Genomic DNA, 20002 nt, shown 5'->3' on the forward strand with positions numbered 1-20002 from the left:
TCAGGTGGGCGCATATTGCGGCCGCCTTTTTATTGTGCTCATTTTTCTGCCCTGAATTTTCTTGGATTTGGGGCTTGACTTTTGTTAGCAGGACTCCATTCTTCTTATATCGGTAACCCCGGTTCCTCATGGAGCGGGGGCTGCCTTCCTGGCTGGGCCGGACTTCCGACCGGCCTCTTTGCGGGGAGGAGTGCGCGAAAAAACGCCCGCGGAAAGCGTATTCATTTTCCGCGGGCGTTTCGCTCTTTACCCCTGCGCTCTTTCCACGCGGCGCAGGTTACGCAAAATTATGAGTTGGAGAATTATTTCTCCTCGTTGGAATAGGGCTCCAGGAAGGCATGGAAGTGACGCATGGGCAGGTTGTGCCCCCAGATGATGCGCATGTTGGGGATGCTCTCCCGATCTTCATAAAGGGCCTTGACGGCGGCGATGACATAGTCCAGATGCTCCTGAGTCAGGCGGCTGCGGTCAATGGCGAACCGAACCACGTTGGCAAGCTCGGCCTGCTGCTCCGGAGTCTTCAGATCATACTCCATGGAATAGTCACCCAGCTCAGAGACACGGATCCCGTAGCGGCGGATCAGCTCGAGGCTGAAGCCCTCGCCGGCAAAAGCCTCATGGCCGCGCTTGCCGTCGAAAAATTCGTCCATGTTGATGTACACGGCATGACCGCCGGCGGGCAGCACCACGCCCTTGACTCCGGCCTTGTAGAAGCCCTGCGCCAGATATTCGCACTGCTTCACGCGCTCATGCATATAGTTGAAGTCGCAGGACTCATATAGGCCCACAGCCAGCGCCAGAATGTCGCGGCCGCTCATGCCGCCGTAAGAATCGTTGCCATAGCAGGAGATCTGCTTGACCTTCAGCAGCACGCCCACGTCGGTCTTGACGGTGCCGTTTTCATTGAAGTCGGAGAAATTCTTCCAGAACAGCCCCTTGTCGCGGAAAGCCAGCATACCGCCCATGTTGGCGTGGCCGTCCTTCTTGGCGGACATGGTGAAAGCGTCGCAGTAGGAGAACATCTCGGTGGCAATCTCGGCGATGGACTTATCGGCGTAGCCGTCCTCGTTCATCTTGATGAAGTAGCAGTTTTCCGCCCAGCGGGCCACATCGAATACCAAGGGAATATCGTACTTGTGCGCAACCCGGTTAATCTCCTTGATATTGGCCATGGAAACGGGCTGGCCGCAGATGGGGTTATTGGTGATGCAGGTAAAGATCAGGGGTACGTTTTCGGAACCCACGGCCTGAATCAACTGCTCCAGCTTGTCAATGTCCATGTTGCCCTTGAAGGGGTTCTTTGCATAGGCTCCGCCCTCGGGAGTCTGATAGAGCAGTTCTTTGTGATACAGATTCCGGGGCACGGAGCCCATCTGCTTGATGTTGCCCTCGGTGGTGTCGAAATGGCCGTTGGAGGGGATGGTAAAGACCTTTCCGGGATGCCGCTGGGCCAAAATTTTCTTAACAATTTCCATCAGCACAGACTCGGCTGCGCGACCCTGCTGGATGATAAAGCTGTTGGGCCGCTCCATCTGAGCGGCGCCGCCGTTGAACAGGCCGCCCTCGTACTCGCAGAGATAGACCTCATCCATCATCTTCTCCACGTCCCGGCAGTCGGTGCGAACCAGATCGACAATCTTCTTCCAGTTCTTCTCACCGCCACGCTCAAGAATGTCGCGGAAGGTATCCAGCAGAACGTAATAGCCAGTGTTGCGGCCATAGGCCTCGTCACCCAGGAACAGGGACGCCCACTGCTGGTTGGTCATGGCGGTGGTGCCGGAGTCGGAAAGCATATCGACCGTCAGCATGCCGGAGGGGAAGGCGAACTCATTGTAGTGGGTGGCCTTCAGCGCACGCTCACGTTGCTCCAACGTCACATCGGGAACATCACGAACCGCGAAAGTAAAGTGATGAGGAGCGGGAACGTTCAGAGAATATTTGTTAGACATAGTGCTTTACCTCCATAATTTTTCGGCGCAGTGCGCCTTGTTATGGATACTCCGGTCGTCAAAACACAGGGGTCCCAAGCCCTGCTTTTCGCCTGGCGGACAGTATCTTCCTAAGAAAGATGCAGGAACATAACAGGAAAGCGGGAATATCCTTACAGGACCGCGATGACTTCGATTTCTACCAACGCGTCCTTGGGAAGACGAGCGACTTCAATTGCAGAGCGGGCAGGAAATCCGCTTTCGGTGAAAAAGGTGGCGTACACCTCGTTCATGGCGCCAAAGTCATCCATGTTTTTCAGGAACACGGTGGTCTTGATAATGTGGTCCATGCCGGTGCCGGCTTCCTCTAAAATAGCCTTGACATTGGTCAATGACTGCCGGGTCTGGGCCTGGACACCCTCGGGAAACACGCCCGTGGCGGGGTCAATGGGCAGCTGCCCGGAGGTGATGACCAGTCCGCCCGCCTGCACGGCTTGAGAGTAAGGCCCGATGGCCGCAGGGGCCTTGGTTGTACTAACAATCGCTTTCATTGGGAATCCTCCTTCGCTTTGTAATAAAATTTTATCACTCTTAAAAATTTTGTCAATTAAAATATCGTTAATTTATCATATTTGTCTGATTAAACATTTTTATTTTTAAAATATTGTTCAATACTTATAAATTATGTTCTAAAGTGCAAATTTATTATTATTATAGTTAGGATGATTTTTTATTTTGACAAAAAAGTGACGAACATATATAATGAAGATAAAGATCACAGCAAAAATATGAACTGAGGTGAGTGCATGCCCGAGATCCCCAACCCCCTTCTCCTGCCGTATGTGAAACTCACGGAGTTCCTCGGGCGCGCCCTAGGCTCGTCCTACGAGGTTGCTCTCCACGATTTGACAAATAAAGAACGCTCGATTATTGCCATCGCCAACAATCACATCAGCGGGCGGGAGATCGGCGCTCCCCTGACCAACATCGCCTTGAGTATTTTAAAGGACAAGAGCTACGAAACCTCGGACTACCGCCTGAATTACTACGGGGTCGCCATCAACGGCAAGACTTTGCGGTCCAACACGCTGTTCATCAAGGACAACGGCCGGCTGATCGGTATGCTCTGCATTAACTTTGACGACAGCCAGTTCCGGGCTGTCAGCAGCCAGATAATGGGCCTGTGCCACCCCGACTTTTTTGTGGAGGACTTTGTTTCTCAGTTTGGCCCCGGGGCAGTGCCAGCCGAGCAGCGGATGCCTGAAAAATTCGGCAATTCCGCGGAAGCTGTGGCAGCCGACGCCGTCAGCGGCGAGCTGGAGCTGCTGGGGGTGACGGCAGAGCGGCTGACCTCCAACGAACGTCTGCAAATTCTCACCAAGCTGGAGTCCGACGGTATCTTCTTGCTCAAGGGTGCGGTAAAAGACGTGGCCGAAGGGCTTTGCTGTTCTCAGGCCAGCATTTACCGCTATCTGTCCCAGATCAGAAACAGTAAACACGCCGAGATGCGATAACGCGCCCGGCATACGCTTTTGAAAGGCGGGCGGATACGCCCTCTTTTTCATGAAGAGGAGGTTTCCCATGCTTGTGCCACTGACTGCGCCCACCCAGATTCCCGCGTTTTCCACGGCCTGTTCTCATGAGCACGTCTTTGGCTCCCGGGCGCTGACCGCTCTTCGGGCTTATGGGCTGGGAGATGTCCGCGCCCGCTTTTACCTGTGCGTGGAAGACGGCTTACCCGCCGCTGCGCTGTACCTATCCGGCGGCGTGCTGTCAGTCTCCGCCGACGGCCGGGCTAACCCCGGAGAAATCGCAGCCTTGGTGCGGGCGGAGCACGTGGGAGAAATCGACGCAGACTGGCCGTTGACCGACGCGCTTCAGCGCCTGTTGGGCGGCACAACAGACAGCTCGTATTTCATGGTGTACCGGGGCGGACCCCCGCGAGAGAGATTCCCCGGTCTTGTTCCCGGTGAGCTTCGGACGGTGTTCAGTATCCTCCAGCAAAGCCACGAATACTATCGCCAGCACCTCCAGTATGAAGACTGGTCCGCCGATCTGCGCCTGCGCCTGTCCATGGGACTCGCGGAGGTGTGGCAGTTGGAGGTTGACGGTCGGCCTGTCGGCACAGGGAGCATCGCCTCCGAGGACGACGAATGCGGTGTCATCGCGGCAGTGGCGGTGGTTCCGGAGTTTCGCCACCGGGGTTTGGGCGGCTGCATCAGCCGCTTTCTGACAGGTCGTATTCAGGAAAAAGGAAAAACGCCTCGCCTGATCTCCGGCTACAACGACGTGGCGGAGCTGTATCGTCGGGTGGGCTTTGAAACCTGCGGTCGCTGGGGCGAGCTATACCTCTAATTCATCATGAAAGCGGAAAGGACAGAGGATATTCCTCCGTCCTTTCCGCTTGGTTTTTTATTCAGTTCAAAAAGTATGCTGCCGTCCCCTTCCCCTCACTCTCACCACGGAAGAAAACAAAGACCCGACTGTGTGCACCGTCGGACAACAGCCCTAAAAGTGAAATCTCCGCCGCGCTTCCTCCCGCAGGGACGGCACGCGCCGCACCACCACCAGCGGAATAGAAAGACCCACGCAGGCCGCCAAAACCACCAGTGACCAGCCCGGGGACCACAGGTCATGCAGATACAGGTCTGTGCAGGCCTCAACGCCCACGCAGAAAAGCCCCGCGGCCCCAAGGCACAGCATGGCGGTGGTCAGCATGGAGTGGCCCCGGCGCAAAAGCCAGCTCAGGGCGCACACCACCGCCGCCGCCACTGCCAAAAGCGGCACCCCAAGGCCCCAAAACCATTCCCAGCCGTCCAGCGCCAAAGCGATCAGGGCCACATAGACCGCCACCGCGCCCACGTCCGCGGTGAGCCGCACCCAGAGAGGGACCCAGCGGTTTACAAGCAGCGGCAGCACCAGCCAGACCCACAGCATCGCCGCCGCGCCCACCACAAACAAATACCACTGGTGTTCCGGCTTCAGCGCCAGATTCAACAGTGCACAGCACACGCTGACCGACGCCAGCATAGACGTGAGCAGCAGAGCCGCCGTCCGTTTTGAAACCGGAGCCACCTCTGCCCGCCGGGCAGGAAAAAAGGGCGGATGCTCCGCTGCCGGATCAGCGCCGGGGTCGTGCACCTCCGTGCCGCACAAAGGGCAGTCCTTCACATCGGCGCTCAGCTCCACGCCGCAGTGTACGCAATATGGCATGTTTACGTCCTCCTTTCGGGGTTTGAGCGGTTGCTCTCAATGCGCACAGGCAACCCCTCCCGCAACAGAAAGCGAAAAAAGTCCCGCTCCGTCTCCGCGTCCGCCTGTGTCCCCGCCACAGTGATTTCCATGATGTTGCCAAAGCTGACGGAGGCCACATGTGGCCGGGGAACGGTGGCCTGCCCCAGCACCACCTCCATGTGGTGAATGTGGGGCCGCATGGCCTCCGGCATGGGGATCGCGCCGGGATTTGTAAACGTGGCGGAATAGGGGCGCACCCCCCGGGTTCGATAATGATAGGCCACAACTGAGTTTTTTACCACACGGGGCAGCAGCTGCAACGCCGTGTTGGACTGATAGCGGACGTTGCGGGTAATCTGCGCCCGCATCTCCTGCGGCGAAATGTGGAGCCGCATATAGTGGCGCACCTGCGCCGCCACCTCCGCAAGACTGTACTCCCCCAGCGCCGGGTCAAACCCTGGCTGAACCGTGACCAGAAAATTCCGCAGAGTTTCCGACGGAAACCAGGGCCGCAGATTCACAGGCACCGCCAGCGTCACAGGCAGCATCTTGTGATAGTTCTCCCTCCGCTGTTTTTCCGCCAGCACCAGAAGAAGCACCGCTGCCAGATACTCCGTCACCGACACGCCGTAGCTCCGGGCTTTCTCCAGAAGCTTGTCCAGCGGCACAAAGCCCATGGTGACATGAAACGTATAAAACGGCTCCGCCTGCCCCAGATTTTGATAGGCTTTCTGAATCAGCGGCAGCCTGCGGGCAGCGGGACCCACATAGCGGGCATAGGCGTCCTCCAGCTCCTCGGGCCTGGGCGGTTCATTTAAATCCAGGATTCCCTCTTCCACAGGAACAAACACACCGGTTTGGCGCAGATATTCCGCCAAAAGCGTCTTAAAAAAGGTAATCGCGCCCGCGCCGTCCGACAGGGCGTGAAACGCCTCAAAGGAAATGCGGTTTTGATAGCGGTAAAACCGGATCAGCCACCCCGCGTCCTCATGAAACCGAAAGGGCTGACAGGGGTCCGCCACATCCTCCTTCAAAAAAGGACCGGGGGCGGTGTTTGGCTCGAAATAGTACCAGAATACGCCCCGGCGAATCCGCACCGCAAAGCCGGGAAACCGGGGCAGCACCGCGTCGATGGCCTTTTGCAGCGCGGCGGGATCCACCGGTTCGGTCATCACGGCGGAAAACCGATAGACGGCGGAATACTCCTCCCGCTGAAGCGCGGAGTACAGCACGCCCGCGTTGTCCAGCTTGTACCATTGCTTTTTTGTCGCCATGGCGGCTCCCTCCTTCTTTAGTTCCATTTGCGCCTCCGTCCGGACCGCTTTCGCTTTCCCTGCCGGGATGGCAAACGCGGCGGCTTATCTGAATAATTGTATCATGAGCCGCCGCCCACCGCAAGAACGCATTGACCCGCCGCCCGAATTTCCCCGGAATAAACGGAAAAAAGCGTGTCATTTGGGGAAAACTATGCTATCATGATGCCATCATTGAAAAGGAGGGCGCATCATGGACCAGTCCCGCAAGGTATTCAAGGCCGCGCTTGCCCAGCAGCGCAAATCCGCAGAAACCCGCCGCTTGGCCCCCGCCATGCGAGTGCTCAAGGCCCTCCACAGCGCGGGAGCACCGGAAGCAATGACGGTGGAGGAGCTGGAGCGCCAGCGCCGGAGTCAGGAGCTTTTGGGCAATCTCACCGCCGACATGGCGGACATGAGCTGGGAGCCGTTTGACCTTGCCGGAATGCCTGCGGCGTGGATGCGCTTGCAGCGGCCCCACCGGCGCAGGCGCGCCGTGCTGTACTGCCACGGCGGGGGCTATACCAGCGGAAACCTTGGCTATTCCAAGGTGCTCTCCTCCAAGCTCACCAAGGCCACGGGCTTTGATGTTCTGACCTTTGAATACCGCCTTGCCCCGGAGCACCCATACCCGGCGGCGGTGGAGGACGGGCTGCGTGCGTGGGATTATCTCATGCGCCTAGGCTACGGTGCGCGGGACGTGGTGGTGGCGGGAGACAGCGCGGGGGGAAATCTCGCGCTGGTGCTGTGCCACCGGCTGAAGGCCGCCGGTCGGATGCTGCCCGCCGCCCTGATCCTCATGTCCCCGTGGACGGATATGACCGCCTCCGGTCCCTCTTACACGGAACGAGCCGAGATTGACCCCATGCTGACGCTGGAGTATATCCACGCTGTGCGGGAAGTATACGCCGGGAAGGAAAATCTGCGCAGCCCCAGCCTTTCCCCCCTGTTCGGAAATTTTGCGGACTTTCCCCCCACGCTTGTGCAGGTGGGGTCCTATGAAATTCTCTATTCCGACGCGGAAGCGCTGTGCCATGCCATGAAGGCAGCGGGCGCGGAGTGCCGTCTGGAGGTCTGGGAGGACATGTGGCATGTGTTCCAGATGTTCCCCATTAAAAAGGCGGCGGCGGCTATGGAGCAGATTGCCCTGTTCCTTCTGGAACTGCTCTGAAATTCATCAATCTGAAAATTTACGCCCGTCCCCGCAGATTCCAGTTGATAATTTGAAAAATTTATAGTAGAATAGATACACTTTGAATGAAGTCCTCCGCTTGCAGCCGCGGAGCCGGTCTCGCGCAATGGACGCCTGCTAATCATGTCAGGCGGGGAACCGAGCAGCATCGTGCGGGATGTTCCATGTGCCGCGAGGGCGCCGGTTCCGTGGCTGCAAACGGAGGACTTATTCTGTCTTTTTGAAAGGAGGCGGTGGTGTGTATCAGGCTTTGTACCGCAAGTGGCGGCCCAAAACCTTTTCCGATGTGATTGGCCAGGCCCACATCACCGAGACGCTGAAGCGTCAGGTGGCGGAGGGGCGCACGTCCCACGCCTATCTCTTCACCGGCACCCGGGGCACCGGCAAAACCACCTGCGCGAAAATTCTCGCCAAGGCGGTGAACTGTGAAGACCCTCAGGACGGCGATCCCTGCAACCGCTGCCCAAGCTGTCTGGGAATTGAAAACGGCACCTTTTTGGATGTTTTAGAACTGGACGCCGCCTCCAACAACGGCGTGGATCAGGTCCGCGCTTTGCGGGACGAGGCGATTTATTCCCCCGCCAACGTGAAAAAGCGGGTCTACATCGTGGACGAGGTTCACATGCTTTCCGTGGCGGCGTTTAACGCCCTTCTGAAAATTCTGGAAGAACCGCCGGAGCATTTGATGTTCATTCTGGCCACCACGGAGCTGCACAAGGTCCCGGCCACGATCCTCTCCCGCTGCCAGCGGTATTCCTTCAAGCGCATTCTTCCCCGGGAGGTGGCGGGACGGCTCTCATACGTTGCGCAGCAGGAGGGCATCGACCTTCACGACGACGGCGCGGAGCTTTTAAGCCGCCTTGCGGACGGGGCCTTACGGGACGGACTTTCCCTGTTGGACCAGTGTGCGGCGGCAGGCGGCGTGATTGACGCCACGGCCGTGCTGGACGTGCTGGGTCTTGCGGGAAATCTTCAGACCGCCCAACTGATGGAGCACATTTTACAGCGGGACGCGCAAGCGGCCCTGCTGCTTTTGAACCGGCTTTACGACGGGGGCAAGGACGTGGGTGCTGTTTTGAGCGAGCTGTCCGTCCTGACCCGGGATTTGCTGCTGCGGCGAACGGCCCCGGAGGGGGGCGCGGCGCTGCTTTCCGGAGGATACGACTCCGCGGCGCTGGACAAGCTCCAAAAAGACGCGTCCGGAAGCAGGCTTTTGTATCTGGCAACCACCTTGCAGCGGGCCTCCGCAGACCTCTATTACAGTTCCAACCGCCGGACTGACGCAGAGCTGTGCCTTCTGCGGCTGTGCGACGAATCCCTCTCCGGGGACCTCACCGCGCTCACCGCCCGGATTCAGAAGCTGGAGGACTCGCTGGAACGACTTCCCACTCTGCTTGGCAAAAATCAGCCGGAGTCAACCGGACAGGTCCGTGCGGCCCCCGTGGAAAAAACCGCCCCTCCCAAGGCCGCGCCCGTTTCAAGACCCGCTTCGGCGGTAAAATCTCCTCCCGCTTTCGCAGACAGCCCGCCTTGGGGCGAGGAACCGCCCCTGCCGGAGGAGCCGCCCATTGACGACCGCAGCGCCCCTCCGTGGGAAGACGCTGATGCGCCAATTGCCCCACCCCCCGAAGCGGCTGCGCCGATCCCGAAGCGGGTGGAAGCATCCGTTCCCGCAGTCTCACAGGAGCCGGCGGCGGCGACCCCGGAAGTTTCTTCTCCCCCGCCAGGGGCTGCTTCTCCCGCTTCCTTGGAAAATGCGGGGGGCGCTGAGTGGTGGCACGCTCTTGCGGAGGAATGCAAGGGCCGCCTTCCGCCCATGTACCGGGTATTTCTGGACCGGTGCAGCGGCGAGCTGAAGGACAGCGCGCTCACCATCTTCGCGCCGGATGAAATCACCAAGGGTCGGCTGGACAACGACCGGGTCTTGGGCGCACTTCAGGAATTGTCCGCCCTTCGGGCCGGTGGGCCCGTCACGGTGCGGCTCACCGTGGGCGACGGCCCCGCCTCCTCTCCGGAGGACAAGCTGGAGGATTTGATCCGCAGGGGAAGCCGATTGGACAACTTCACCATCCGATAAATGCGGCGCGTGCTTTTAGCCGCGTTTTAAAGCCGGGGCGCGTTCGCGTGCGTCCCCGCCTGCAAACATACACTTTAAACAAATTTGAAAAGGAGCCTTGCTTTATGAGTTACAGTGCCCGCCGTGGATTTACCAACGGCAGTATGCGCCCCTCCGGGGCCGCCCGTCAGCAGGAGATGCAGCAGAAGATTCAGGAGATGCAGGAGGCCATGAACACCGCCCAGAGTGCGGTTGAGGTTCAGGAATTTACTGCCAGCGTGGGCGGCGGCGCAGTGGAGGCCAAGGTCAACGGGAAAAAGGAAATCCTGTCCGTCAACATCAAACCCGAGGCCGTGGACCCCGAGGACGTGGAGATGCTTCAGGACCTGATCGTTTCCGCTGTAAACGAGGCGCTGCGTCAGGCGGGAGACGCCATGGAGGCCAGCCTGAACGACATCACCGGCGGCATGGATCTGGGAGGCTTCTCCCTGTAAAACATCGCGTAAAAAGTCCGCAGGCTGTGCTTGCGGACTTTTTTGCAAATTGGAGGCACGATGAAAAAAACTGCTTTAAAGCTACTTTCCGCCGCTCTATCCCTGACCCTTCTTTTGGGGGCGGCAGGCTGCGGGCAAAGGCAGGCGGCAGACCCAGAGGGGCCTGCCAAGCTCGCCTACGTTCCGCTGGACGACCGCCCGGACAATGTGGAGCGGGCGGTGTATCTTGCGGAGTCTCTGGACTATAAGCTGCTGCTGCCGGATTCCGCGCTTTATGCCACAAAACTGGATAGTCAGCCCCTTAACCCCAACGGGGAACAGTCCGGCGACCGGGCCGCGCTGTACGAGTGGGTGCTCCGGCAGGAGGCGGAGGGCTGCGACCGCTACATTCTCTCCTTGGACCAGCTTCTCTCCGGAGGCTTGGTGGGCTCCCGGGCCCTTGCGGGGGAAAATCCCGTCACACTGTCGGATGGAACAACGCTTACGGAGACGGCGTTGCTGGAAAACCTTCTCTCCGTTCTCTCACAAGACGAAAACAACCGGGTCTGGCTGTTGGACAGCGTGATGCGTCTGGCTCCCACGGTGGGATACGGCGGCTTTGGCCTGAACGAATACGCCGCCCTGCGAAATTACGGCGCGATGGCCCGCCCCCATTTGGCGGGAGACGATCTGCGCGTCGACCTCATCACGGCGGACTACCGTCTGGGGACCGACGGTCAGCCGTTGGCTGTCCAGTCCGCTGAGCCGCTGCCGGAGGGAGCGCTTTCCCAATACTTGTCCGCGCGGGAACGAAAGCTCAATCTGGGCGCGCATCTGCTGGACCTGCTGGACGATGAAACCCACAAAAATTTTAGTGTCTTAATCGGTGTGGATGACTCCTCCTTGGAGGACAGCATTCAAAAAAACGAGATTGCCTACCTCTCCGCCCATCTGCGGGAGGGAGACTGGCTCCTCTCCGGGGTGGACGATCTGGCGTTTAAAGCCATTTCCGCCCTGTATCTGCAAGACTGCGGGTGGGAGGGAGCGAAGGCGTCTCTTCGATACATCGGGGGACTGGAAGCAGAGCCCGCCTGCGCCTATGACTATCAGCCTTTAAACGTGGTGGTGGATCAGCATCTGGAGTTTTTCAAGCTGGAAAGCCTCTCCGGAACCAGAGGGGCGGACCTGCAAATTCTGGTGCTCACCGCTCCGGCGGAGCCGGAGCGCACCGGGGACTATGCATGGGCGCTGAACAACGCACTTGCGGAAAACCGAAAAAACAAGCTCCCCACCATTTTGATTGACGCGTCCAACGACGCTTACGGCACCGTGATACACGACGCGCTGACGCAGCAAGCGGAGCTGAGTGTTCTTTTGGCCTATTCCGGGTTTTTGGACATGGCCATTGTCACCGGCACGGCTTTGTCCCACGGGGTGGCGCGGTATGCCTGGCTGACCCACTCCCCCTCCCCCGAGACAAACGACGCGGCCAACACCGCCTTTGTGAAGTCTCTGTCCGACGGGGTCATCAAAGACTTCGCCTTCCGCAACACCGTGCGCAACGACCTGTACGCCTACGTCCGGGAGGATCTGGGAGGCAGCCCCGACAATTTCTATCGGCCTGAAATTGACTCGGCAGCGGTGCTGGCCCGGCTGGAAACAGATATGCAAGGCTCCGCCGCGCCGGTGCTTGCCAATTTCAGCGGCGGGAAACTGATCACCAGTCTGTCCCCGTGGGTGGAAGAGGACTGCGGCACGCTGACGATTTCCAATTACCGTTTTCCTTGGAACCGGGTCTTTGAAATCGGCATGGACATTGACCGGGAGACAACCGCACCGGAGCCCTGAAAAAACGGAGCGCCGTGGGAAAATCCCACGGCGCTCCGCTTTTTTCATTTATGAGCCCGCGCGTGCTTGACCAGCTTACAGCTCCTTGACGGTGTAGTACACAGCTAGAATAAAAATCGCAATACCCAGCACCCAAATGGCATAATAGGCAATGGTAGCGCTGAGCAGAGACAGCACCACAGCAGCGGCGGAAAGCCCGCAAGAAACCATCAGGACCGTGCCGTCAGTATCCTTGGGAAGAATCCGAAGTGCACCAAGCATTCCGTCTGTCCGCTCCAGCTTCCGCGCCGCCATAAACGCGGCAGCCAGGAAAATAAGATAGACACAGGCGCCCGCGATCACAAGAACCTTCCACTGCTGGCTACCAATCCCATGGCGGCAGACCCATGTGGCAAACAGGCCCGTCCCCAGAATCGTCATGGCAAAAAAGCACTCCCGCGCGTACAGACACCAGAGCACCCCAAGCAGCATAGCAGCCGCCGTCAGCACGGTGAGCACGGTCACGCCGGTGGGGTACACCGCTTTGACCATCCAATTTCCGGCGGAGAGAAACAAGCCCGCAAACACCGCCGTCCAGACCACCGTTTGCTTCCAGCCCCGCTCTTTTCTCCACAGCACAGCCAAGACCACACCCAGCGCCAGCAGCGCCGCGCCAATTCCCATCAGGGTTGGCATGGCCGCGTCCCAGCCCAGCATCTGGTCTATATTGCCGTTGACATAGTATTTTCGAACCATCAGCAGATAAATTTCCGCCAGACAGCCTCCGATAAAAAATTTAAGCGCACCGTTGAGGGGCGCGTTGTTCCGCTTCAGTTCTTCCCTGTCCCTTTTTTGCATATATCGCAACCTCCATGGGTTTTTCAAAATCAGCGCCGAGAAATGCCCACGCATACCGTGTTATTCTAGCAGATTGTTCATCTCTTTGCAAGGGCTTTGGTGAAAAAAGCGAAGAGGGGCGGCTTCCCCGCTTGTTTGACCGGCAAAATCGTGCTATACTGATAGTTCTCAAAGCGCTAGGTTTTTATCAAACTTTTAATATGAGGAATACACACATGAGACGTTTGCTTGCCGTCGCGCTGTGCGCGGCGCTGATCACGGGTCTTTCCTCCTGTGGACAGGAGGAAGGCACCTCCTCCGAATTTTATGCCATGGACACCAATATGTCTGTCACCGCCTATGACGGCAACGCACAAAACGCCGTGAGCGCGGTGCGCGATGAGCTGTACAGTCTGGACCTGCGTCTTTCCCGCACGCGCATAGACAGCGCCATTTCCCGGCTGAATACCGGGGTGGGCCTGCCGGCGGAGGAAACGGATATCTCGCAGCTTATTACCTCCGCAATTGAATACAGTGACGCAACCGCCGGCGCATTTGACATTACCGTGGCCCCGCTGGTTTCCGCCTGGGGCTTTACCACAGACCACTATCAGATTCCCAAGCAAAAGGAATTGGACCGCCTGCTGCCCCATGTGGGAAGCAGCCACATTCTCTTTGGCGGGGATGGTACAATTACCCTGGACGGGGGGACGAAGATCGATCTGGGCGGCATCGCCAAGGGGTATGCCTCCGACCTGTGCGAGGGGATTTTATCCGAAAGCGGCGTGACAAGCGCCATGGTATCCCTGGGGGGCAACATCTATGTCCGGGGCAGCAAGCCGGACGGGAGCGCCTGGCGAGTGGGCGTACAGGACCCCAAAAAACCCTCCGGCTTTGCGGGCGTTCTCTCACTGACGGATGCCTACGCCGTTACCTCCGGCGGCTATCAGCGGTATTTTGAGGAAAACGGCAAACGCTATCACCACATTCTAAACCCCGCCACCGGCTATCCCGCCGAAAGCGGCCTCACCTCCGTCACCGTGGTAGCTCCCGCAAACGGAGACAAGCACGGCAATGGCCCCGGTCACGGCACCATGTGTGACGCGTTTTCCACCGCCCTGTTTGTGATGGGGGAGGAAAAGGCCGTGGAGTTTTGGCGCTCCGGCGTCTATGATTTTCAGCTTGTGCTGGTGACAAAGGACGGTCGGGTTCTTGTGACCGACGGCCTTGCGGACAAATTTCAGCAGGAGGACGGCAGCGGCTATGCCTATGAGACAGTCTCCGGAAATCCGGCCTAAGCCCGCCGACGCGCTGGTGGCGCTGGCCGTCGTTCTTCTGGCCGCCGCGCTGGTGCTGGGCGTGTGGGGGCGCGGGACGGGAAGCGGGCTTTCCGCCGTCATCTCCGTGGACGGGCGGGTGACCGAGACGGTAAATCTCTCCCTTCTTTCCGGGCCGGAGGTGCGGGAGCTGACGGCAAATGGCTATACCCTCCTTCTCCGCCTGTCTCCCGACGGGGCGGAGGTATTGGAGGCGGACTGCCCCAATCAGGTGTGCGTCCGCACCGGGGCGATCCACCGGGCGGGACAGAGCGTGGTGTGCCTCCCGGCGCGGATTTCGGTTATGCTGGCGGGAACCACGGATGACGGCGTGGACGCCGTGCTGGGGTGATGGAATGAAGCTGACAACAAAACAACTGACACTGTGCGCCGTACTCACCGCGCTGGCGCTGGCGCTGGGCTATGCGGAAAATCTGCTTCCCCTGTCCCTTGCCATTCCCCTGCCGGGGGTGAAGCTGGGGCTTGCCAATATCGTCACCGTTTTCGCGCTGTATGCGCTGGGCGCAGGGCAGGCACTTTTAATTCTCATCGCCCGGTGCACGTTGGGGGCGCTGTTCGCTGGAAATGTGAACGCGCTGTTGTTTTCCCTGCTGGGCGGGCTTTGCGCCATGGGGGCCATGTTCCTGCTGTCCCGATTCCGGCCTTTGTCGGTATACGGCGTGTCTGTGGGCGGCGCGGCGGCTCACAACTGCGGTCAGGTGGCGGCTGCGATTTTGACGCTTGGCAACGCGGCCCCTCTCTATTATCTTCCCCTTCTGCTTGGGGTATCCCTGTTTACCGGGGCTTTGAACGGCTTTGCGGCGGGACTTTTGTTCCGGGCGCTGGAGCACACCTCTTTAATGAAAGCGTGAGCGTATGGACAGGAAAGACATCAGCAAAAAGGACCAGATTATTTTGCAGCAGCTGGATGTAATCCGCGCTATGTCGGAAAACAATCTTCGCCGGATGGAGACGGATTTCTGGGGCCATCCCTCGGCTTCGCCGAAGCCTGCGGAACCGAAGGCCCCGCTTGCGCCCCCTCCCGCACCTCCGCTGAAAACCGGCGGAGCAAAAGAGAGCGGCGGCACCGCCTCCTCCACCGGAAACGATGAAGGGGCTCCTGCGGAGCAGCCCGCTCCGCCACCGGAGAAAATTGAAGACTTACAGGCGGAACTGGACGGCTATATCGGCCTGACCGCCGTAAAAAAAGAGGTGAAGAACCTCATTGATCTGGCCACGGTTCACCAGCTTCGCAAGGACCACGGCCTGCCGGTGGCAGATCTGAGCCTTCACATGGTCTTCTCCGGCAATCCGGGCACGGGCAAAACCACCGTGGCCCGGCTGATGGCCCGCATTTACCACAGCCTTGGCATTCTCTCCAGAGGCCATCTGGTGGAAGTGGACCGCAGCGGCCTTGTGGCCGGGTACGTGGGCCAGACCGCCATTAAAACCGGCAAGGTCATCGACGCAGCCCTTGGCGGCGTGTTGTTTATCGACGAGGCCTACGCCCTTAACGGCAGGGCGGAAAACGACTTTGGACAGGAGGCCATCGACACCCTCCTCAAGGCCATGGAGGACCACCGGGACGATCTGGTGGTTATCGTCGCCGGGTATGACGGACTGATGGACGACTTCGTCCACTCCAATCCCGGCCTTGAATCCCGTTTCAACCGCTTTTTACACTTTGAGGACTACACCCCGGAGGAGTTGCTGTCCATTTTTGATATTCAGTGCAAAAAGGGCTGCTATCAGCCGGAGGAGGAAACCCGGCGGCTGGTCCGGGAGTTTATCGCGGAGGAAAACGCGGATTCCATCTCTTTTGGCAACGCCCGGGGCGTGCGGAATATTTTTGAGCGGCTTCTGGTGAATCAGGCCAACCGGCTGGCGGCCATGGAAACCGTGTCTCGGGACGACCTGATGAAAATCACTCCCCGGGATGTTCGCGCGGCGCAGGGACTTCCGGAGCCGACGACGGAGACCACGGCGAACGCCGCCGGATCCTCTCCAGAGGGAGAGCGCCCCTCCCAAGAAACCGAACCCCCTACGGAGGACGTCACACCCACAGACGGTGCCGAAACTCCCGGAAAGAAAACCGCCGAGCCGTTAGACCCGACAGAAAAAAACAGCGAGAAGAACGGCAGTTGCGCAGCCTCGGTGGAAACTCCCGCCGAGGACGGGAAAAACTTATAATAAAAGGACTGTGCTTATGAAAGTATTGGTGCTGGCCCCCAAATCCCGCTATGACGCTTTTCGTCCAGACCTTCCCGCCGCCAAGTCAGCAGAGCTGGTTTTTTGTGATCGCGAGGGAACCGAGGCGGAGTGGCTTGCGGCCGCAGGCGATGCGGACGCGCTGTTTGTCATACCAGTGACCCCCGTGTCGGCGGAACTGATTTCCAACATGCCTAATCTGAAGCTGATTCACTCCGAGGGCGTGGGCTTTGACCGCATTGATCTGGAAGCGGCTCGCGCCCGGGGCATTTACGTGTGCAACTGCGCCGGATGCAACGCGGCGGCAGTTTCCGAGCTGTCCGTGACCTTGATGGGCATGCTGCTGCACCGGGTTCTATGGGGCAACCGCATGGTTCGCGCGGGTAAGCAGGCCGGGGCCGTGCGGCTGGTGGAGCAGGACGTTCCCGCAGATTTGTCGGTTTCCACCGTGGGTCTGGTGGGCTTCGGGGCCATCGGTCAGGCGGTGGCAGAGCGGCTGCGCCCCTTTGGTGCAACGGTGTATTATTACGCGCCCCACCGCCGGGACGCGGAGACGGAGACACGGCTGAACGCCCGCTATCTCCCGCTGGAGGAACTGGCGGCGGTGAGCGATATCGTCAGCCTCCACCTGCCCGCAAACGACCAAAGCCGGGGGCTTGTCAACCGGGAATTTCTCGCCCGAATGAAGCCCACGGCCTACCTTGTGAACACCGCCCGGGGCGCGATTATCGACGACGAGGCTTTATGCGCCGCCGTGCGGGAGGAACGACTTGGGGGAGTGGCGCTGGACTGCTATGAGCCGGAGCCTGCCGGGGCGGACCATCCGCTGGTTCGTCTGGCAGCGGAATTTCCGGACAGACTGATTCTCTGCCCCCATTTCGGCGGCGCGGCGCAGTCCGCTTTCCGCGCGGCACACCGGATGCTGTTTGAGGATTTGGAGAGCGTACTGTCCGGCAATCGGCCGGAGCGGGTGGTCAACGGCCTGTAAGCGCTTTAGCCCCGCCGTCCGGGCCGGGTTCTTGAAAATGAAATGCCGGGGAAAGAGAGTTTTCCCGGGAAAGGAGCGTTTCTATGAAGGTCGCGCTGATTCAACTGGCGGGCGGCACCGGCGACAAGGCCGCTGACATTGCCCTGGCTTGCGACAAAATTCGGGATGCCGCGGCAAATGGCGCGGATTTTGCCGTTCTGCCGGAGATGTTCTGCTGTCCTTACGACAACGCCTGCTTTCGTAACTTTGGCGAAGCGGCGGGCGGGCAGACGCAGTCCGCGCTTTCCCGTCTTGCGGGGGAGCTTGGCATTTATATCGTGGGCGGTTCCGTCCCCGAGCTTGCAGACGGAAACGTTTACAACACGTCCTATGTTTACGACCGTCAGGGCCGGGAGCTTGCCCGCCACCGCAAGGCCCATCTCTTCGACATTGACGTAGCGGGCGGACAGCGGTTTTTTGAGTCCGACACCCTCACTCCCGGCGATCAGATTACCACCTTTGACACAGAATTTGGCCCCATGGGCCTTTGCATCTGCTTTGACCTGCGATTTGAGGAACTGGCCCGGTGCATGGCCCTCCGGGGCGCAAAGTGCATCTTCGTTCCGGCGGCTTTCAACATGACCACCGGCCCCGCCCACTGGGAGCTTTTGTTCCGCCAACGTGCGGTGGACAATCAGTGCTTTACCGTGGGGGTATCTCCCGCCCGGAATATGGATGCGCCCTACGTGGCCTACGGCAACTCTCTTGCCGTGGACCCTTGGGGAACGGTTCTGTGCCGCGCGGAGGGCGAGGCTACGGTGCTGTATGCTGAGCTGGACCTTTCCAAAATCGAGTCCGTGCGCAGCCAGCTTCCCATCCTCTCCGCCCGGCGCATGGATATGTACGAGCTGCGGGAGCTTTAATTAGTTCCTTACAATTCAGGACTGCAATCCATATTTTCATAAAGAGTCCCGTGAGATTTCGACAAAATCTCACGGGACTCTTGTGTTTTCGCTGTTTTACGCGTTTTTCCCGTCCACAATGTGGACGTTCAGGTGGTCATAGGCCATTTCGATGCCCTGCTCCTCAAAGACCCGGCGCAGATTTTCCCCGAGGGTCAAATAAACATCCCAGTAATTTGCCGTGGTTGCCCAGCAGTACACGCTGTATTCCATGGCACTGGGGCGGCACTCCGTCAGGTAAACCGAGGGCGCGGGGTCTGCCAGCATCTTCTCCGTCCGTTCCAGTGCCGCCCGGCAGGCGGCCTTTACCGTGTCAATCGGCGCGGAATAGGGAGCATTCACCTTCTGGCAGATGCGACGGCGGCCAAGGGCGGTATAGTTGGTCAGCTTTTCCGAGGAGAGCTTCCGGTTGGGAATCATCACCGTCAGCCCCTCCAGCGTCACCAGCTTGGTGTGATTCAGGGCCATTTCCTCCACCGTGCCGGACACGCCGTCCGTCTCGATAAAATCCCCCAGCGTGAAGGGGCGAGAGGACAGCAGCACCAGTCCTCCGGCCACGTTGCCCAAAATATCCTCCGCCGCCAGCGTCACCCCCAGGGAAGCCACGCTCAAAAGCGCCACAAAGGACGACGAATTGATGCCCAGCGTGTCCGCCACAATGATTGCCGTGATGATGTAGAGCACCAGCTTCACGCCCATCAGCAGGTATTTGAGTACCCGCTCCTCCAGCTTGCTGCGGCTCATAATCCGGCGAAGAAGCCGCATGAGAATCCGAATGACGATCAGGCAGACCAGCAGCACACCCACGGCGGACGCGACCTTCCCAAATGTCAGTGAAATCCCGCCCGGCAGCGCCGTGTTCCACAGGTCTTCAAAGCTCATGTCCGAGTTTTCTCCGCCGCCCGGTCAGCCGCAATCACCAGCTTCATGGCCTCCACCGCCACCTTCACGGAGGCCGCGGTATCCTCGCTCATGTTCTGGTCCAAACCTGCCTTTTCCCGCTCCTGATTCCAAACCACATGGAAGCAGGAGCCGCACCGCACCCCCAGCGCCGCCGCCACCACGAACAGGGCGGCGGACTCCATCTCGCTGGCTTTCACGCCAAGGCGCTTCCAGCTCTCCCACTTTTGCAGAAGCTCGTAAGATACGGGGGATTTATCCGGGCTGTGCTGACCGTAAAAGCTGTCCTTGCACTGGACCACGCCGGTGTGAAGCGGATAGCCAAGGGCTTTCGTGGCCTCCGCCAGATGCCCGGTAATGCCAAAGTCCGCCACGGCGGGAAACTCGATGGGCGCGTATTCCATGCTGGTGTGCTCAAAGCGCACCGCGCCCGTGGCCACCACGATGTCGCCGGACTGGACCTCCAGCGCGATGCCGCCGCAGGTGCCGGTGCGGATAAAGGTATCTGCCCCGCACTTCACCAGCTCCTCCATGGCGATGGAGGCAGAGGGCCCGCCGATGCCCGTGGAGCAGACGGAAACCCGCTCTCCAAGAAGCGTTCCCGTCCATGTGGTATACTCCCGGTTTTGGGCCACCTCCACCGCGCCGTCAAGCAAAGCGGCGATGGAAGCCACGCGGCCCGGGTCCCCGGGCAGAATGCAATAGCGGCCCACGTCCCCCGGTGCGCACTGAATGTGATACTGTTTCGGTAAAACCTGCATCTCTTTCACCTCATCAATTGATTCCGCCGCCTCTTCGGGCAGCGGCCCG

At 59.4% G+C, this 20002-nt stretch carries 19 protein-coding genes and 1 other RNA gene; 13 read left to right on the top strand and 7 right to left on the bottom strand.

From position 1 onward, the window contains the following. Positions 1-302: 302 nt before the first annotated feature. Both B2W96_RS07780 and B2W96_RS07785 read right to left on the bottom strand, forming a co-directional pair. The gene (locus B2W96_RS07780) at positions 303-1949 is read right to left on the bottom strand and encodes a tryptophanase (protein ID WP_293009720.1); all 1647 of its coding nucleotides are present in this window, start codon (positions 1947-1949) and stop codon (positions 303-305) included. A gap of 152 nt (positions 1950-2101) precedes the next feature. After that, positions 2102-2479: a RidA family protein gene (locus B2W96_RS07785; protein WP_293009721.1), complete on the bottom strand. Its 378-nt coding sequence runs from the start codon at positions 2477-2479 to the stop codon at positions 2102-2104. Positions 2480-2734: 255 nt separating this feature from the next. On the opposite strand from B2W96_RS07785, the gene B2W96_RS07790 reads away from it, so the two are divergent. Both B2W96_RS07790 and B2W96_RS07795 read left to right on the top strand, forming a co-directional pair. Further along, a complete protein-coding gene (locus B2W96_RS07790; protein WP_293009722.1) occupies positions 2735-3442 on the top strand; it encodes a helix-turn-helix transcriptional regulator in 708 nt (235 codons plus the stop codon). Between the two features lie 67 nt (positions 3443-3509). Next, entirely contained in the window at positions 3510-4283 is a 774-nt protein-coding gene (locus B2W96_RS07795) for a GNAT family N-acetyltransferase (RefSeq protein ID WP_293009723.1), read from the top strand. A gap of 153 nt (positions 4284-4436) precedes the next feature. Here B2W96_RS07795 and B2W96_RS07800 read toward each other — a convergent pair whose 3' ends face one another. Together B2W96_RS07800 and B2W96_RS07805 are read right to left on the bottom strand one after the other, a co-directional pair. Continuing rightward, positions 4437-5141: a DUF6320 domain-containing protein gene (locus tag B2W96_RS07800; protein WP_293009724.1), complete on the bottom strand. Its 705-nt coding sequence runs from the start codon at positions 5139-5141 to the stop codon at positions 4437-4439. Positions 5142-5143: 2 nt separating this feature from the next. Further along, positions 5144-6436 (bottom strand): hypothetical protein, encoded by a 1293-nt coding sequence (locus B2W96_RS07805; protein WP_293009725.1) that lies wholly within the window; start codon positions 6434-6436, stop codon positions 5144-5146. Positions 6437-6668: 232 nt separating this feature from the next. On the opposite strand from B2W96_RS07805, the gene B2W96_RS07810 reads away from it, so the two are divergent. From B2W96_RS07810 to B2W96_RS07830, 5 genes are all read left to right on the top strand, one after another. Then, on the top strand, positions 6669-7625 hold the full coding sequence (locus B2W96_RS07810; RefSeq protein ID WP_293009726.1) for an alpha/beta hydrolase: 957 nt from the start codon (positions 6669-6671) through the stop codon (positions 7623-7625). Positions 7626-7736: 111 nt separating this feature from the next. After that, positions 7737-7836: signal recognition particle sRNA small type (gene ffs / locus B2W96_RS07815), an RNA gene on the top strand. Between the two features lie 48 nt (positions 7837-7884). After that, positions 7885-9723 carry a DNA polymerase III subunit gamma/tau gene (dnaX, locus tag B2W96_RS07820; protein WP_293009727.1) on the top strand — a complete coding sequence of 613 codons (1839 nt, stop codon included), beginning with the start codon at positions 7885-7887 and terminating at the stop codon, positions 9721-9723. 104 nt (positions 9724-9827) lie between these two features. After that, positions 9828-10196 carry a YbaB/EbfC family nucleoid-associated protein gene (locus tag B2W96_RS07825; protein WP_293009728.1) on the top strand — a complete coding sequence of 123 codons (369 nt, stop codon included), beginning with the start codon at positions 9828-9830 and terminating at the stop codon, positions 10194-10196. Positions 10197-10256: 60 nt separating this feature from the next. Then, positions 10257-12023, top strand: a complete 1767-nt coding sequence (locus B2W96_RS07830) for a DUF4127 family protein (RefSeq protein WP_293009729.1) — start codon at positions 10257-10259, stop codon at positions 12021-12023. Between the two features lie 75 nt (positions 12024-12098). On the opposite strand, the gene B2W96_RS07835 is transcribed toward B2W96_RS07830, so the two are convergent. After that, positions 12099-12860, bottom strand: coding sequence for a hypothetical protein (locus tag B2W96_RS07835; RefSeq protein WP_293009730.1), 762 nt, complete (start codon positions 12858-12860; stop codon positions 12099-12101). Positions 12861-13075: 215 nt separating this feature from the next. On the opposite strand from B2W96_RS07835, the gene B2W96_RS07840 reads away from it, so the two are divergent. The 6 genes from B2W96_RS07840 to B2W96_RS07865 all read left to right on the top strand — a co-directional run bounded on the left by B2W96_RS07840 (position 13076) and on the right by B2W96_RS07865 (position 18253). Beyond that, a complete protein-coding gene (locus tag B2W96_RS07840; protein ID WP_293009731.1) occupies positions 13076-14137 on the top strand; it encodes an FAD:protein FMN transferase in 1062 nt (353 codons plus the stop codon). Next, positions 14103-14507 (top strand): NusG domain II-containing protein, encoded by a 405-nt coding sequence (locus B2W96_RS07845; RefSeq protein WP_293009732.1) that lies wholly within the window; start codon positions 14103-14105, stop codon positions 14505-14507. The genes B2W96_RS07840 and B2W96_RS07845 overlap by 35 nt, the downstream gene beginning before the upstream one ends. Positions 14508-14511: 4 nt before the next feature. Continuing rightward, complete coding sequence (locus B2W96_RS07850; RefSeq protein WP_293009733.1) at positions 14512-15027, top strand: Gx transporter family protein; 516 nt, start codon at positions 14512-14514, stop codon at positions 15025-15027. A gap of 4 nt (positions 15028-15031) precedes the next feature. Beyond that, positions 15032-16345 (top strand): AAA family ATPase, encoded by a 1314-nt coding sequence (locus B2W96_RS07855; RefSeq protein WP_293009734.1) that lies wholly within the window; start codon positions 15032-15034, stop codon positions 16343-16345. 16 nt (positions 16346-16361) lie between these two features. Next, positions 16362-17351: a 2-hydroxyacid dehydrogenase gene (locus B2W96_RS07860; protein ID WP_293009735.1), complete on the top strand. Its 990-nt coding sequence runs from the start codon at positions 16362-16364 to the stop codon at positions 17349-17351. Between the two features lie 83 nt (positions 17352-17434). Continuing rightward, positions 17435-18253, top strand: coding sequence for a carbon-nitrogen hydrolase family protein (locus tag B2W96_RS07865; protein WP_293009736.1), 819 nt, complete (start codon positions 17435-17437; stop codon positions 18251-18253). Positions 18254-18349: 96 nt separating this feature from the next. Here the strand turns inward: B2W96_RS07865 and B2W96_RS07870 are convergent, their stop codons facing one another. Continuing rightward, entirely contained in the window at positions 18350-19174 is an 825-nt protein-coding gene (locus B2W96_RS07870) for a mechanosensitive ion channel family protein (RefSeq protein WP_293009737.1), read from the bottom strand. After that, on the bottom strand, positions 19171-19953 hold the full coding sequence (gene udp, locus B2W96_RS07875; RefSeq protein WP_293009738.1) for a uridine phosphorylase: 783 nt from the start codon (positions 19951-19953) through the stop codon (positions 19171-19173). Before udp ends, B2W96_RS07870 begins: the two co-directional genes overlap by 4 nt. Positions 19954-20002 lie beyond the last annotated feature (49 nt).

Source organism: Oscillibacter sp. UBA6647 (assembly GCA_002455655.1).
Taxonomy (GTDB): domain Bacteria; phylum Bacillota; class Clostridia; order Oscillospirales; family Oscillospiraceae; genus Oscillibacter.

Excerpts from the sequence above, each read along its gene's own strand:
- B2W96_RS07810 (WP_293009726.1), top strand. The coding sequence starts at position 6,669 with ATGGACCAGTCCCGCAAGGTATTCAAGGCCGCGCTTGCCCAGCAGCGC.
- udp (WP_293009738.1), bottom strand. The coding sequence starts at position 19,953 with ATGCAGGTTTTACCGAAACAGTATCACATTCAGTGCGCACCGGGGGAC.
- B2W96_RS07785 (WP_293009721.1), bottom strand. The coding sequence starts at position 2,479 with ATGAAAGCGATTGTTAGTACAACCAAGGCCCCTGCGGCCATCGGGCCT.
- B2W96_RS07870 (WP_293009737.1), bottom strand. The coding sequence starts at position 19,174 with ATGAGCTTTGAAGACCTGTGGAACACGGCGCTGCCGGGCGGGATTTCA.
- B2W96_RS07790 (WP_293009722.1), top strand. The coding sequence starts at position 2,735 with ATGCCCGAGATCCCCAACCCCCTTCTCCTGCCGTATGTGAAACTCACG.
- B2W96_RS07865 (WP_293009736.1), top strand. The coding sequence starts at position 17,435 with ATGAAGGTCGCGCTGATTCAACTGGCGGGCGGCACCGGCGACAAGGCC.
- B2W96_RS07795 (WP_293009723.1), top strand. The coding sequence starts at position 3,510 with ATGCTTGTGCCACTGACTGCGCCCACCCAGATTCCCGCGTTTTCCACG.
- B2W96_RS07860 (WP_293009735.1), top strand. The coding sequence starts at position 16,362 with ATGAAAGTATTGGTGCTGGCCCCCAAATCCCGCTATGACGCTTTTCGT.
- B2W96_RS07830 (WP_293009729.1), top strand. The coding sequence starts at position 10,257 with ATGAAAAAAACTGCTTTAAAGCTACTTTCCGCCGCTCTATCCCTGACC.
- B2W96_RS07840 (WP_293009731.1), top strand. The coding sequence starts at position 13,076 with ATGAGACGTTTGCTTGCCGTCGCGCTGTGCGCGGCGCTGATCACGGGT.
- B2W96_RS07850 (WP_293009733.1), top strand. The coding sequence starts at position 14,512 with ATGAAGCTGACAACAAAACAACTGACACTGTGCGCCGTACTCACCGCG.
- B2W96_RS07800 (WP_293009724.1), bottom strand. The coding sequence starts at position 5,141 with ATGCCATATTGCGTACACTGCGGCGTGGAGCTGAGCGCCGATGTGAAG.
- B2W96_RS07835 (WP_293009730.1), bottom strand. The coding sequence starts at position 12,860 with ATGCAAAAAAGGGACAGGGAAGAACTGAAGCGGAACAACGCGCCCCTC.
- B2W96_RS07845 (WP_293009732.1), top strand. The coding sequence starts at position 14,103 with ATGCCTATGAGACAGTCTCCGGAAATCCGGCCTAAGCCCGCCGACGCG.
- B2W96_RS07825 (WP_293009728.1), top strand. The coding sequence starts at position 9,828 with ATGAGTTACAGTGCCCGCCGTGGATTTACCAACGGCAGTATGCGCCCC.
- B2W96_RS07805 (WP_293009725.1), bottom strand. The coding sequence starts at position 6,436 with ATGGCGACAAAAAAGCAATGGTACAAGCTGGACAACGCGGGCGTGCTG.
- B2W96_RS07855 (WP_293009734.1), top strand. The coding sequence starts at position 15,032 with ATGGACAGGAAAGACATCAGCAAAAAGGACCAGATTATTTTGCAGCAG.
- B2W96_RS07780 (WP_293009720.1), bottom strand. The coding sequence starts at position 1,949 with ATGTCTAACAAATATTCTCTGAACGTTCCCGCTCCTCATCACTTTACT.